Origin of the sequence: Achromobacter sp. GbtcB20, assembly GCF_019091095.1 — a bacterium.
Taxonomy (GTDB): Bacteria; Pseudomonadota; Gammaproteobacteria; order Burkholderiales; family Burkholderiaceae_B; genus Achromobacter; species Achromobacter mucicolens.
Genome location: NZ_JAGXJZ010000046.1, coordinates 1 through 14,024 on the forward strand (window position 1 = coordinate 1; position 14,024 = coordinate 14,024).

The following is a 14,024-nucleotide window of genomic DNA, read 5'->3' on the forward strand; positions in this document are numbered from 1 at the left end:
AGTGGATTTATCCATTGGACACCTCCTTCAAGTATTGTCTACTTTTACGAGTGTCCGGAAAACCCGGGTTAGCTCAGACACCCTTGGGGCACAACCTATGCCCGACGGCAGTCTTCGCAGGGTGTCTGACACCTACTCAGAGATGACACCGGTAAACTGCGCAGTCATGCGGCGCCGGTCGGCGGTCCGACTTGTACATCCTCTGGAGAGCTTCACACCATGATCCGTCTTCTGGTCCTTTCCGCTTCGCTGGCGATGGCTGGCAGCGCTGTTGCCGCACCCTCATTCAATTGCGCCAAGGCTTCCACGCCGGTTGAGAAATCCCTTTGCGGCAATTCCAGGCTTGGGGATCAGGATGCTGCGATTGCGCAGCAATACAAGGCTGTGCGCGATCAAATGGATGCGGAGTCGGCCAAGGCGTTGATGGCCGATCAGAAGTACTTTCTGAGCGTGCGCGACGCGGCCTACGCGGAACCGTACGTGCAAAGCACGCCATTTGAAGCGCTTACCGACACCATGCGTTACCGGCTGGCGTTCCTGAAGGCGATCAATCCCAAGCCGGCAGCGGGCTTTGTGGGCAAGTGGAAGAACATCGAAGGCGAGATCGAAATCACGCAGAATGCCCACGGCGAGCTGCTGGTGGCGGCCAATTCCGCGCGGCCCTATGACGGGCGCTGGGTGTGCGATCTGAGCGGCAAGGCGGTGGTGTCGGGCGACACGCTGACGGTGACCTATCAGGACGGGCCGCCCTGGACGTTGACGCTCAAGCGCCGCGGCGCGGTGCTGGTGGCACGGGTAGCGCCGCCGCCGGGGGGCAAGGATGACGGCTTCGGGCCGCCGTTCTGCGGCATGAACGGCAACCTCCACGGCGACTGGTTCGCGGTGCGCTGATCGGCCTTTCTTGAGATGCACGGGTCATTCCAGTTTGATGTTCGCGGTCTTGATGAGGTCGCGCCACTTTGCGATTTCGTCGCGCACGAATTTGCCGAATGCTTCGGGCGATCCGGGCTTGGGCTCGGCGCCGGCCGCGATCATCGCCTTTGCCGTGCTGTCGTCGGACAGCACTTTCACCATGTCCGCATTGATGCGCTTGACGATGTCGGGTGGCGTGCCTTTGGGCGCCATCACGCCGCTCCACGAGTAGGCCTCGTAGCCCGGCAGGCCGGATTCGGCGATGGTGGGGATGTCGGGCACCATGCTGGATCGCGTGGGGTTGCCGACACCGAGCGCGCGGATCTTGCCGCCCTTCAGGTGAGGCACGGCAGAGGGGCCGTCTGCGAACATGACCTGGACCTGGCCGCCGAGCAGATCCTGCATGGCGGGCGCGCTGCCGCGGTACGGAACGTGCTGGATACGCACGCCGGCCATGGCGTTGAAGAGTTCACCGGCCAGGTGCGTGCCGCCGCCGGTGCCGGACGAGCTGAAGGACAGCTTGCCGGGATTCTGCTTGGCGTAGGCGATGAGTTCGCCGACCGTGTTCACCGGCAGCGACGCGTTGACGACGAGAACGATGGGGAATACGGCGGCCATGCCGACCGGCACGAAGTCGGTGGTGATGTCGTAGCTGAGGTTGTTGCGCAGGCTGGGCAGCACGGCGTGATGGATGGACGCGAAAAAGAAGTTGTAGCCGTCGGGCTCGGCCTTGGCGGCAAATTGCGCGCCGACGATGCCGCCGGCGCCGGATTTGTTGTCGACCACGGTGGGCACGGACCATAGCTGGCCGAGCGGCTGCGTCGTGAATCGTGCGGTGGTGTCCACCGGCCCCCCTGCGGGAAAGGGAACGATGAAGGTGACGGCGTGGCCCGGCCAGGTGGCGGCGCGGGCCCAGGAAGGAAGCATGGCGGCGGCGCATGCAGCGCCCAGCCCCGCGAGGACGCGGCGGCGGTCTTGATGGATCACGGCAGTCTCCTGAGTCTTGTTCTGGTCGCGGTCAGGCCTTCAGCACTGCCACCCGCCGCGTTTTTTTATTATTTGCCGAATGCCGGGATACGCCGCTACGTATTTGCAAAAGCCCCTCTTTCGCGCGGGCTGAAGCAGGCAGCGGATGTGCGCGTGCGCCCCTGTGGCGCGGCACTACGGCGCATGGGCTACGGCATAGGGGTCAGGGCAAACCCCGATCTGAACAGGGGCTGCCGGCGCCGCGCTATTGGCCGCGTGCGGCCCGCTGCACGTGGCCGATGAAGCACTCGGCGAAGCTGGGCAGGTCGCGGCCGCGTTGGCGGCACAAGAGGCGATCGCGCATCGCCCAGGCGTCATCCAGCTTGAGCACATGCAGCCCGTCGGGGCGGCTGTAGCGCGCCGCGCAGGCGCGCGGCACGACGGCGATGCCCGCCCCGGCCTCGACCATGCGGCACACGGCTTCGAAACTGCCCACGTGCACGCGCTGGCAGATGCGCTTGCCCAGGCCGCTTGCAATGTCTTCAAGAAACGTCTGGATGGCGCTGTCCGGGTGGATGCCGACGAACTGGTAGGCATCGACCAGGTCGGCGAAGTGCGCGGTCTTCTGCGCGGCAAGCGGGTGGTCCAGCGACGTGACCACGGTGAGCTCGTCGCGAAAGAGTGGCGTGACGTCCAGGCCTTCGACGTCGATGTTGCCCGCCACGAGGCCCAGGTCCGCCGCGCCGGCGCGGATGGCGATGACGATGTCGCCGGAGATTTTTTCCTCTAACTCGACGTCGACGTCGGGGTTCTCGGACAGGAACGTGGACAGCGCATCGGCCAGGAAGGAGTTGGTGGCGGTGGTGTTGGCCAAGAGGCGCAGGCGTCCCTTCAGGCCGCTGGCGTAAGGCTGCAGATCCGCATTCAGGCATTCAAGCTGGCGAAAGACGGCGTTGGCGTGCTTGAGCAGCACTTCGCCTGCCGGCGTCAGCGCCACGCCCGTGGCCATGCGCACCAGCAGCCGGGCCTTGAATGCCTCTTCCATGTGCTTGACCCGCGCGCTTGCCGCCGGCAAGGACAGGAAAGTGCGTTCCGCAGCACGGGTCAGATTGAGTGTTTCGCCCACGTTCAGAAACAAACGCAGGTCCGTCAGATCATGTCTCATGTTCCACCACGCAGAAGGGGGGCATTTCTAATTTTGAATTCTTCGAATGCCGGGTCGAATCTACCATGAGGCCATGCCCATCAACCAGACGGGTTGATGCGGAACTGTTTTCCACAGACGGCGTGCGCGCCGCAGCACAGGAGTCAGAGGCAATGAGCGGCTTGGTATCCGGAAAGGTGGTGATCGTGACGGGCGCGGGCGGAGGAATCGGCCGCGGCGTTGCACTGGCGATGGCCGAGGCGGGCGCGAAGGTCGTGGTCAACGACATCGGCGTTTCGCTCACGGGCGAAGGCGGGGCGGACGGTCCCGCGCAGGCGGTCGTCAAGGAAATCGTGGACGCGGGCGGCGCGGCCGTCGCCAACACCGACAGCGTGGCGGCTTACGACAGCGCAAGCCGCATCGTGCAGACGGCCATCGATGCATTCGGCCGCGTCGATGCCGTGATCAACAACGCGGGCAATCTGCGCGACCGGGTTTTCCACAAGATGAGCGAAGAGGAATGGCGCCAGGTGATCGATGTGCACCTGAACGGCTCGTTCTACATGAGCCGCGCGGCCGCGCCCTACTTTCGCGAACAGGAATCCGGCGCCTTCGTGCACATGACCTCCACGTCGGGATTGATCGGCAATTTCGGCCAGGCCAACTACGCGGCGGCCAAGCTGGGCATCGTGGCGTTGTCCAAGTCGATTGCGCTGGACATGGCGCGCTACAACGTGCGCTCGAACTGCATCGCGCCGTTTGCCTGGAGCCGCATGACCAGTTCGATCCCCGCGGAAACGGACGAAGAGAAGGCGCGCGTCGAAAAGCTGAAGAAGATGGAAGCCGGGAAGGTGGCGCCCATGGCCGTGTTCCTGGCCAGCGACGCGGCCAGCGAGATCACGGCGCAGATCTTTGCCGTGCGCGCCAACGAAATCATGCTGATGAGCCAGCCGCGGCCCTTGCGCACGGTGCATCACGGCGAAGGCTGGACACCGGAGCGTATTGCCGAAATCGCGGCGCCCGCCATGCGCAAGCATTTCTACGCGTTGGAGCGTTCGCCCGACGTGATCGATTGGGATCCCATCTGAGGCCGCCACATGCCGTTGGACTATGCAACCGTGAAGGACTGGCGCTTTGACGACGTGCGCCAGCGCTACGACCAGAAGGACACGATGCTGTATGCGCTGGGCATCGGCCTGGGGCAGGACCCCGAAGACACCGGCCAGCTTCGTTATGTGTACGAGAAGGACCTGCGCACGTTTCCGACGATGAGCGTGATCCTGGGCTACCCGGGGTTCTGGGTCAGCGACCCGCGCTCGACGGTGGACTGGGTGAAGGTCGTGCATGGCGAGCAGCGGCTGACGCTGCATGCGCCGCTGCCGGTGGCGGGCGTCGTCACGGGCAGGACGCGCAACACGCACGTCATCGACAAGGGCGCGGACAAGGGCGCCATCATCGTCAGCGAACGCACGCTGCACGACGAAAATGGCGAGTGCCTGGCGACGCTGCAGTCCAGCACATTCTGCCGCGGCGACGGCGGCTTTGGCGAGGGCGACGCCAGCCCGCAGGCCCTGCCCGCCGCGCCCGATGGCGACCCCGATTCTCGCTGCGAGCTGCGCATTCCGCCCAGCGCGGCGCTGCTGTACCGATTGAACGCGGACCGCAATCCGCTGCACGCCGATCCCGACGTGGCGCGTCAGGCGGGTTATCCCCGGCCCATCCTGCATGGCCTGTGTTCGTACGGCGTTGCCGCGCACGCCCTCGTCAAGACGTACTGCGGCTACGACGCGGCGCGGCTCACCAGCCTGAACACGCGCTTTTCGGCGCCCGTCTATCCGGGCGAGACGCTGCAATGCGACATGTGGCGCATGCCGGACGGCCAGATCCGCTTCATCGCCCGCGCCAAAGAGCGCGGCATCGTGGTCATGAGCCACGGCACCGCGACGGTGCAATCATGACGCGCCCGCCTCCGCTTGACGGCATCCGCGTGCTGGACCTGTCGCGCATCCTGGCCGGCCCGTGGTGCACGCAGAACCTGGCCGACCTGGGCGCCGACGTCATCAAGATCGAACGCCCCCGCGTGGGCGACGACACCCGCGCGTGGGGGCCGCCCTACCTGAAGGACGGCAACGGCCAGGACACCAACGAATCGGCCTATTACCTCAGCGCCAACCGCAACAAGCGCTCGGTCGAAGCCGACATGGCCACGCCCGAGGGCGCGGCGCTGATCCGGGAACTGGCCGCTGTCAGCGACATTCTGGTCGAGAACTTCAAGGTGGGCGGCTTGGCCAAGTACGGGCTGGACTACGAAAGCCTCAAGCAGGTCAACCCGCGCCTCATTTATTGCTCGGTCACGGGCTTTGGGCAGGATGGGCCGTTTGCGCAGCGCCCCGGCTACGACTTCATGATCCAGGGCATGGGCGGGCTGATGAGCATCACGGGCGAGCGCGACGACCTGCCCGGCGGCGGACCGCAGAAGGCGGGCGTGGCCGTCACCGATATCGTCACCGGCATGTACGCCACCGTGGCAGTGCTGGCTGCCCTGCAAGAGCGCCATCGCAGCGGCCAGGGCCAGCACCTGGACATTGCGCTGCTGGACAGCCACGTGGCCCTGCTGGCCAACCAGAACTCCAACTACTTCAACTCGGGCGTGGCGCCCACGCGCGCCGGCAACGCGCATCAGAACGTGGTGCCCTACCAGGTGTTTGCCGCCAGCGACGGCCACCTGATCGTGGCCACGGGCAACGAATCGCAGTACCGCGCCTACTGCCGCGCCATCGGCGTGCCCGAACTGGGCGACGATCCGCGCTTTGCCACCAACCGGCTGCGCGTCACGAACCGCGTGGAGCTGATCGGGATCCTGACGGACATCATGCGAGAAGGCCGGCGCGACGACTGGATCGCCAAGCTGGAAGCGGTGGGCGTGCCCTGCGGGCCGATCAACGACATTGCGCAGGCCTTCGCCCATCCGCAGGCGCAGGCGCGGCAACTGCGGCGCGACATGCCGCATCCGGCTGGCGGCGTGACGCCCGTGACGGCCAGCCCGCTGCGGTTTTCGGATTCGCCGGTCGTCTACCGGCGCGCGCCGCCGATGCTGGGCGAACACACCGAGGAAGTGCTGCGCGACGTGCTGGGCAAGTCGGCGCAGGCAATTGCGGCGTTCAAGGGTAAAGCGCAGGCGTGACGGCGCGTTGGAATCGCATCACGCCTTGGCGGCGACGGGCAGCCGAAACGGCGCGCCCAGCCGATTGAACGAATTCATTGCCGCGATCGTGATCGTGAGGTCGACAAGGTCCTTGGGCTCGAACGCGGCCGAGGCGGCGGCGTACGCTTCGTCCGAGGCGTGGGTTTCGCTCACCCGCGTCACCTCCTCCGCCCACGCAAGCGCCGCACGTTCCTGGTCAGAGAACAGATGCGGCACCTCGTCCCATACGGGCAATAGCGTGATCTTGTCGACCGACATGGTTTTGCGCAGGTCACGGCTGTGCAGGTCGATGCAGTGCGCGCAGCCATTGATCTGCGAGACGCGCAGAAAAACGAGATGAACGAGATCTTCCGGCAGGTTCGTGCGTGTCGTGACGTAGTGGTGGACGCCAAAGAGCGCCTTCGCGCCTTCCGGGGCAATCTCTTGCCAGTTCATGCGGGTCATGTCAGTCCTTTGCTGTCGAAAAGTGAACCCCGCCACCTTACACGCCGGCGTTTCGGTGAAACAGGTCCAAGAATCGGCAAATCGACTGATCCAAGATCGGCCCGGACCCCATAAAAAATTGGCCGCTGTTTCCAGCGGCCAATTCGTCTTCACTTAGGCAACGGCAACCGGGATCTTGCCGATCTTGGCCTGCCACTCCTTGGGTCCGGTCGTGTGGACCGAGGTGCCCTGGGCGTCCACCGCCACGGTCACCGGCATGTCCTTCACGTCGAACTCATAGATGGCTTCCATGCCCAGGTCGGCGAAGCCCAGCACCTTGGCGCCGCGGATCGCCTTGGACACCAGGTAGGCCGCGCCGCCAACGGCCATCAGGTAGGCCGAGCCGTGCTTCTTGATGGCTTCGATGGCGACCGGGCCGCGCTCGGACTTGCCGATCATCGAGATCAGGCCGGTCTTCTCCAGCATCATGTCGGTGAACTTATCCATGCGGGTGGCGGTGGTGGGGCCGGCGGGGCCGACCACTTCGTCGCCCACGGGATCTACCGGACCCACGTAGTAGATGACGCGGTTGGTGAAGTCCACGGGCAGCGGTTCGCCCTTGGCCAGCATGTCCTGGATGCGCTTGTGCGCGGCATCGCGGCCGGTCAGCATCTTGCCCGACAGCAGCAGCGTCTGGCCCGGCTTCCAGCTGGCGACTTCTTCCTTGGTCAGCGTGTTCAGGTCGACCTGCTTGGACTTGTTGTAGTCCGGCGCCCAGTGCACTTCGGGCCATTCGGACAGCGACGGCGGATCCAGGCGCGCGGGGCCCGAACCGTCCAGTTCGAAGTGCGCGTGGCGCGTGGCCGCACAGTTCGGGATCATGGCGACGGGCTTGGAGGCCGCGTGCGTCGGGAACGTGTTGATCTTGACGTCCAGCACGGTCGTCAGGCCGCCCAGGCCCTGCGCGCCGATGCCCAGCGCATTGACCTTTTCGTAGAGCTCGATGCGCAACTCTTCCAGCTTGTTCTGCGGGCCGCGGGCCAGCAGCTCGTACATGTCGATGTCTTCCATCAGCGACTGCTTGGCCATCAGCATCGCCTTTTCAGCGGTGCCGCCAACGCCGATGCCCAGCATGCCGGGCGGGCACCAGCCGGCGCCCATCGACGGAACGGTCTTGAGCACCCAATCCACCAGCGAATCGCTGGGATTGAGCATCGCGAACTTGGTCTTGTTCTCGGAACCGCCCCCCTTCGAGGCGATCTGCACGTCGACCTTGTCGCCCTGGACAAGCTCGACGTGCAGGATACAGGGCGTGTTGTCGCGCGTGTTCTTGCGCGCGAACAGCGGATCGTCCAGCACGGAAGCGCGCAGGGGATTGTCCGGGTTCAGGTAGCCGCGGCGCACGCCTTCGTCACAGAGTTCCTGCAGGGTGCGCTTGGTGTCAAAGCGCACGCTCATGCCGATCTTCAGGAAGACGTTGACGATGCCGGTGTCCTGGCACAGCGGACGCTTGCCTTCGGCGCACATGCGCGAGTTGGTCAGGATCTGCGCCATCGCATCGCGCGCGGCGGGGCTTTCCTCGCGCTCGTAGGCGCGCGCCAGGTGGCGGATGTAATCGACGGGATGGTAATAGCTGATGAACTGGATGCCATCGGCAATCGACTGGATCAAGTCTTCTTCTTTAATGATGACGGACATGGCGGTTTGCAGGTCTGGATGGAAAACGTGAAAACGCGGCTGATCAGGTAATCAGCCGCAGGTGAAAAGAACTATTTTGCCGCCGGGCCGCCCCAAGGCAAAATGCGCCCCCCTCGGGGGGCAGCAAGCGCGCGAAGCGTGCGCGGCGTGGGGGCTCCTTTTGCCGCCCGGCCGCCCCAAGGCAAAACGCGCCCCCTCGGGGGGGCAAGCGCGCGAAGCGTGCGCGGCGTGGGGGCCAACCACTTATTTGCCTTGCCACACGGGCTTGCGCTTCTCGGCGAAGGCCGTCGCGCCTTCCTTGGCGTCGGCCGACGTAAATATGTGCGCGATCAGCGGACGCTGGCGGTCGAACATGTCTGCCTGGTCCCAGTCGCCGCCCTGCGCCACGATGCTCTTGGCGGTCTGCACGGCCAGCGGGCCGTTCTCGACGATGGCGCGGGCCAGTTCCAGCGCGCCGGCCAGGGCGCCGCCCGGCTCGGTCAGGCGGTTGACCAGGCCAAAGGCGTGCGCGCGCTCGGCGGTCAGCATCTCGCCGGTCAGGATCACTTCCATGGCGATGTGGTACGGCAGGCGGCGCGGCAGGCGCAACAGGCCGCCGGCGCCGGCCACCAGACCGCGCTTGACCTCGGGCAGCCCGAACTTGGCGTTGCTGGCGGCCACGATCAGGTCGGAAGCCAGCGCCATTTCGCAACCGCCAGCGAGGGCATAACCCTCGACCGCGGCGATCAGCGGCTTCTTGGGCGGACGCTCGTTCAGGCCGGCGAAACCGCGGCCGTCCACGTAGGGACGCTGACCCGACGCGGCGAACGCCTTCAGGTCCATGCCCGACGAAAACGTGCCGCCGCCACCCGTCAGGATGCCAATGCGAACGTCGTCACGGCTGTCCAGCTGGTCCAGCGCGGCGGCCATGGCCACGGCGGTTTCCAGGTTGATGGCGTTCTTGGCCTCGGGACGGTTGATCGTGATGATCTGGATGCCGTCAGTGACTTCCACCGTGATCAGGTCGGACATGGGACTGCTCCTTTTTCGCGAATTCTCGGAATCGGGTTCCGGGTTTTATATAAGACTCAAGACTCAACCTGGAATCATACGACCATTGGTTTGCGGCCGCAGGCCAAGCCGGCCGGGTGTCCACCAGGGGCACATTCGGGGACGCTTTCGGCGGCCCTTTCGGCCCCCATATGTAACCGCCGCGCCGACGCCCGGGACCGCTGCGGCCGCAGGCCAGTTAAAATGCCGGGTTTCCCACGCGCAGGGCAGCCCTTGCCCGGCGGCCGAATTCCGAGAATCCTATGCTCACCTTTCAGCAAATCATCCTTACGCTCCAGGAATACTGGGACAAACAGGGTTGCGCCCTGCTGCAGCCCTACGACATGGAAGTCGGCGCCGGCACCTCGCACACGGCCACGTTCCTGCGCGCCATCGGGCCGGAGCCTTGGCGCGCCGCCTACGTCCAGCCTTCGCGCCGCCCCAAGGATGGCCGCTACGGCGAAAACCCCAACCGCCTGCAGCACTACTACCAGTACCAGGTCGTGCTCAAGCCCGCGCCCCCTGAAATCCTGGATCTGTACATCGGTTCGCTGAAGGCGCTGGGCATCGATCCCACGCAGCACGACATCCGCTTCGTCGAGGACGACTGGGAAAACCCCACGCTCGGCGCCTGGGGCCTGGGCTGGGAAGTCTGGCTGAACGGCATGGAAGTGACCCAGTTCACGTATTTCCAGCAGGTCGGCGGCCTGGACTGCACGCCCACCACCGGTGAAATCACCTACGGCCTGGAACGCCTGGCCATGTACCTGCAGGACGTGCAGAGCGTCTACGACCTGGTCTGGACGGAAGGCACCAACGGCAAACGCGTGCTGTACCGCGACGTGTTTCACCAGAACGAAGTCGAGCAATCCACGTACAACTTCGAGCACTCGTCGGCCGACATGCTGTTTGCGCATTTCAACGACTACGAAGCCGAGGCCAAGCGCCTGATGGACGTGCCGCTGGCGCTGCCGGCCTACGAGGCCGCGCTGAAAGCCGCGCACACCTTCAACATGCTGGACGCGCGCGGCGCGATCAGCGTGACCGAACGCGCCGCCTACATCGGCCGCATCCGCAACCTGTCGCGCGCCGTCGCGCAGGCCTATTACGATTCCCGCGAACGACTGGGCTTTCCCATGCTGGGCCGCGACAAGGCCGCCGGGGAGGCTGCATAAATGACGACGAACATCCGCCCGCTGCTGGTCGAACTGCTGACCGAAGAACTCCCGCCCAAGGCCCTGCAGAAACTGGGCCAGGCCTTTGCCGAAGGCGTGCGCGCCACGCTGGACCGCCATGGCCTGCTGGCTGAAGGCTGCGCCGTGACGCCGTATTCGACGCCGCGCCGCCTGGCCGTCCACCTGTCCGCCGTGCTGGCGCAGGCGCCCGACCAGGCCTATGCCGAAAAGCTGATGCCCGTGAAGATCGGCCTGACCGAAGACGGCAAGGCCACGCCGGCGCTGCAAAAGAAACTGGCCGCCAAGGGCCTTGAAAACATCGACCTCGCCACGCTGGACCGCGAATCCGACGGCAAGCAGGACTACCTGGTGGCGCGTGGCACGGCCGCCGGTGCGCAACTGGCCGCCGGCCTGCAGGAAGGCATCGAAGCCGCCATCGACGGCCTGCCCATCCCCAAGGTCATGCGCTACCAATTGGCTGACGGCGTCACCACCGTCAAGTTCGTGCGCCCGGCGCACGGCCTGATCGCGCTGTTTGGCGCCGACGTGGTGCCGGTGCAGGCACTGGGCCTGTCCCCCGGCCGCGAGACGCTGGGCCACCGCTTCATGAGCCAGGGCGCCGTCGCCATTGCCGACGCCGACGCCTATGTCGCCACGCTGGCCGAAAAGGGCCACGTCGTGGCGTCGTTCGAAGCGCGCCGCGCCGAGATCCAGCGCCAGCTGCAAGAAGCAGCGACCCGCCTGTCCGCCACGCTGGGCGACGACCCCGAAGTGACCGCGCTGCTGGACGAAGTGACCGCGCTGGTCGAACACCCCACCGTCTACGTGGGCCAGTTCGAGGAACAGTTCCTGCAGGTTCCGCAGGAATGCCTGATCCTGACCATGCGGCTGAACCAGAAGTACTTCCCGCTGTTCGATCCGGCCACCGGCCGCCTCACGCACCGTTTCCTGATCGTGAGCAACATGCGCACGGACAACCCGGTAAACATCGTCGAGGGCAACCAGCGCGTGGTGCGTCCGCGCCTGGCCGATGCGCAATTCTTCTTTGAAACCGACCGCAAGACGCCACTGGCCGCGCGCGTTGAGCAACTGGGTTCGATCGTCTATCACAACAAGCTGGGCACCCAGCTCGAACGCGTGGAGCGCGTGCGCGCAATCGCCCGCGGCATTGCCGGCGAACTGGGCGGCGACGTGTCCGCCGCCGACCGCGCCGCCATGCTGGCCAAGGCCGACCTCGGCTCCAACATGGTGGGCGAATTCCCCGAGCTGCAAGGCATCATGGGCGCGTACTACGCCGCCGGCGACGGCGAACCCGCCAGCGTCGTCGAGGCCCTGCGCACTCAGTACCGCAACCGCTACGACACGCCAGTTACCCAGGACACCCTGACCGCCGCCACGCTGTTCATCGCCGAACGCGTCGAAACGCTGGTCGGCATCTGGGCGATCGGTCTTGCCCCCACCGGCGAGCGCGACCCCTTCGGCCTGCGCCGCGCCGCGCTGGGCCTGATCAGCGCCTTCGAACAACTGGCCGCGGGCGGCTGGCTGAAAATCAGCCAGGACGGTCCGCTGACCCTGGACGGCCTGCTGCAACTGGCCGCCAGCACGTTCGCGGACGGCAAGATCCCGTCCGGCACGCTGGCCGAGGTCCGCACCTTCATCTACGAGCGCTACCGCAACCAGCTCATCAACGACTTCGATCGCAATGCCGTCGAGGCCGTGATCGCGCTGACCCCGCCGCTGCATCAGGTCGCCGAGCGCGTGCGCGCCGCCGCGGCATTCGCGCAATTGCCCGAAGCCGCCAGCCTGGCCGCCGCCAACAAGCGCATCGGCAACCTGCTCAAGAAGGCCGAAGGCGAGATCGGCACGGTGAACGACGCGGCGCTGGTGGAACCGGCTGAAAAGGCCCTGGCCACCGCCGTGGCCGCCCTGCGTCCGAAGGCCGAGGCGCAACTGGCCGCCGGCGACTTCACCGGCAGCCTGTCCACGCTGGCCCAGGCCCGCGAACCCGTGGACGCGTTCTTTGCCGACGTCATGGTCATGGCCGAAGACCCGGCCGTGCGCGCCAACCGGCTGGCCCTCCTGGCCCAGCTGCATGGCCTGATGAACCAGGTCGCTGACATCTCCAGGCTCGCCCAGTGAAGCTCATCATCCTCGACCGCGACGGCGTCATCAATCAGGACAGCGACGCCTTCGTCAAGACGCCCGACGAATGGATCGCGCTGCCGGGCAGCCTGCAGGCCATCGCGCGCCTCACGCAGGCCGGCTGGAAGGTGGTGGTTGCCACCAATCAGTCGGGTCTGGCGCGCGGCCTGTTCGACATGGACACGCTGACCGCCATCCACACCAAGATGCGCCGCGAGCTCGCCGCGGTGGGCGGCAGCATCGATGCCATTTTCATGTGCCCGCACGGCCCCGACGACGACTGCACGTGCCGCAAGCCGCGTCCGGGCATGTTCGAGCAGATCGGGCACCGCTACGACGTCGACCTGGCCGGCGTGCCGGCCGTGGGCGATTCGCTGCGCGACCTGCAGGCCTCGTCGGCAGCGGGATGCTCGCCGTGGCTGGTCCTGACGGGCAATGGCGCCAAGACGCTGGCCAAGGGCGGCCTGCCCGACAACACGCGCGTCTGCGACGACCTGTCGGCCCTGGCCGACGCCCTGTTGCAGGACGCGTGACCCGATGGCCTGGCTTCGTTCGTTCCTGTACTTCGTGTTCCTGGCCGTCACGGTCATTCCGTATGCCTTCGCCTGTGTCCTGTGGGCGCCGCTGCCGCTGCACTGGCGCTACAAGCTGACGGTCGGCTGGCCCCGGCTGGCCATCTGGGGCGCCAAGGTGTTCTGCGGCATCCGCTGGCAGGTCAAGGGCTGGGAAAACCTGCCCGACGGCCCCGCAGTGCTGCTGTCCAAGCACCAGTCGGCCTGGGAGACCCTGTTCTTTCCCGCCTACATGCCGCGCGAGGTCTGCTTCGTCTACAAGAAAGAACTGCACATGGTGCCGTTCTTCGGCTGGGGCCTGGCCCTCTTGCGCATGATCGCCATCGACCGCGCCAAGGGCCGCGACGCTTTTGAACAAGTGGTCAAGCAAGGCCAGACCCGCCTGAACGAAGGCCGCTGGCCGCTGCTGTTTCCCGAAGGCACGCGCGTGGCGCCCGGCAAGACCGGACGCTTCAAGATGGGTGGCGCGCTGCTGGCCTCGCGCACTGGCGCTGTGGTCATCCCGGTTGCGCATAACGCCGGCGAATGCTGGCGCCGCAACGCCTTCATCAAGTATCCCGGCATGATCACCCTGTCGATCGGTCCCGCGATAGAATCCAAGGGACTCACCCCCGAGGAACTGAACCAGAAGGTTCAGGACTGGATCGAAGGGGAAATGCGGCGTCTCAACCCCGAAAGGTATGCCCAGCACTGATCAGCTAGAACTCCTGTTCAACACGCAGGAAGACGACGCGCCCGCGGGCGCGCCACGGGGCAAA

General features: G+C 65.9%; 13 protein-coding genes. 8 read left to right on the plus strand and 5 right to left on the minus strand.

The genetic code is table 11. The features are described from left to right. The first annotated feature begins 219 nt into the window (after window positions 1–219). Window positions 220–891 (plus strand): lysozyme inhibitor LprI family protein, encoded by a 672-nt coding sequence (locus tag KVT32_RS27365; protein ID WP_217619112.1) that lies wholly within the window; start codon window positions 220–222, stop codon window positions 889–891. Window positions 892–915: 24 nt separating this feature from the next. On the opposite strand, the gene KVT32_RS27370 is transcribed toward KVT32_RS27365, so the two are convergent. After that, window positions 916–1,899: a tripartite tricarboxylate transporter substrate binding protein gene (locus KVT32_RS27370; RefSeq protein WP_056320948.1), complete on the minus strand. Its 984-nt coding sequence runs from the start codon at window positions 1,897–1,899 to the stop codon at window positions 916–918. A 244-nt stretch (window positions 1,900–2,143) separates the two neighbouring features. Next, window positions 2,144–3,043 (minus strand): LysR substrate-binding domain-containing protein, encoded by a 900-nt coding sequence (locus KVT32_RS27375; protein WP_056320945.1) that lies wholly within the window; start codon window positions 3,041–3,043, stop codon window positions 2,144–2,146. A gap of 152 nt (window positions 3,044–3,195) precedes the next feature. Here KVT32_RS27375 and KVT32_RS27380 point away from each other — a divergent pair, with 152 nt between their 5' ends. From KVT32_RS27380 to KVT32_RS27390, 3 genes are read left to right on the plus strand one after another with little or no spacing between them, the layout of a single operon-like run. Further along, entirely contained in the window at window positions 3,196–4,110 is a 915-nt protein-coding gene (locus tag KVT32_RS27380; RefSeq protein WP_056320944.1) for an SDR family NAD(P)-dependent oxidoreductase, read from the plus strand. A gap of 9 nt (window positions 4,111–4,119) precedes the next feature. Next, on the plus strand, window positions 4,120–4,980 hold the full coding sequence (locus tag KVT32_RS27385; protein WP_217619113.1) for a MaoC/PaaZ C-terminal domain-containing protein: 861 nt from the start codon (window positions 4,120–4,122) through the stop codon (window positions 4,978–4,980). Continuing rightward, entirely contained in the window at window positions 4,977–6,206 is a 1,230-nt protein-coding gene (locus KVT32_RS27390; protein ID WP_217619114.1) for a CaiB/BaiF CoA-transferase family protein, read from the plus strand. Before KVT32_RS27385 ends, KVT32_RS27390 begins: the two co-directional genes overlap by 4 nt. An 18-nt stretch (window positions 6,207–6,224) precedes the next feature. Here KVT32_RS27390 and KVT32_RS27395 read toward each other — a convergent pair whose 3' ends face one another. The 3 genes from KVT32_RS27395 to KVT32_RS27405 all read right to left on the minus strand — a co-directional run bounded on the left by KVT32_RS27395 (window position 6,225) and on the right by KVT32_RS27405 (window position 9,359). After that, window positions 6,225–6,671: a carboxymuconolactone decarboxylase family protein gene (locus KVT32_RS27395; RefSeq protein WP_217619115.1), complete on the minus strand. Its 447-nt coding sequence runs from the start codon at window positions 6,669–6,671 to the stop codon at window positions 6,225–6,227. Window positions 6,672–6,824: 153 nt separating this feature from the next. Further along, window positions 6,825–8,348, minus strand: coding sequence for a fumarate hydratase (locus tag KVT32_RS27400; protein WP_056320934.1), 1,524 nt, complete (start codon window positions 8,346–8,348; stop codon window positions 6,825–6,827). Window positions 8,349–8,591: 243 nt separating this feature from the next. After that, window positions 8,592–9,359: a crotonase/enoyl-CoA hydratase family protein gene (locus KVT32_RS27405; RefSeq protein ID WP_152383495.1), complete on the minus strand. Its 768-nt coding sequence runs from the start codon at window positions 9,357–9,359 to the stop codon at window positions 8,592–8,594. A gap of 281 nt (window positions 9,360–9,640) precedes the next feature. Between KVT32_RS27405 and glyQ the strand changes: the two genes are divergently transcribed. Genes glyQ through KVT32_RS27425 form a run of 4 tightly spaced genes read left to right on the plus strand, consistent with a single transcriptional unit; the run spans window position 9,641 to window position 13,960 of the window. Then, window positions 9,641–10,552, plus strand: coding sequence for a glycine--tRNA ligase subunit alpha (gene glyQ / locus KVT32_RS27410; protein ID WP_217619116.1), 912 nt, complete (start codon window positions 9,641–9,643; stop codon window positions 10,550–10,552). Further along, on the plus strand, window positions 10,553–12,691 hold the full coding sequence (gene glyS / locus KVT32_RS27415; protein ID WP_217619117.1) for a glycine--tRNA ligase subunit beta: 2,139 nt from the start codon (window positions 10,553–10,555) through the stop codon (window positions 12,689–12,691). Next, entirely contained in the window at window positions 12,688–13,227 is a 540-nt protein-coding gene (gene gmhB / locus KVT32_RS27420) for a D-glycero-beta-D-manno-heptose 1,7-bisphosphate 7-phosphatase (protein WP_217619118.1), read from the plus strand. The genes glyS and gmhB overlap by 4 nt, the downstream gene beginning before the upstream one ends. A gap of 4 nt (window positions 13,228–13,231) precedes the next feature. Beyond that, the gene (locus tag KVT32_RS27425) at window positions 13,232–13,960 is read left to right on the plus strand and encodes a 1-acyl-sn-glycerol-3-phosphate acyltransferase (protein WP_062840273.1); all 729 of its coding nucleotides are present in this window, start codon (window positions 13,232–13,234) and stop codon (window positions 13,958–13,960) included. The last annotated feature ends 64 nt before the right edge of the window (window positions 13,961–14,024 follow it).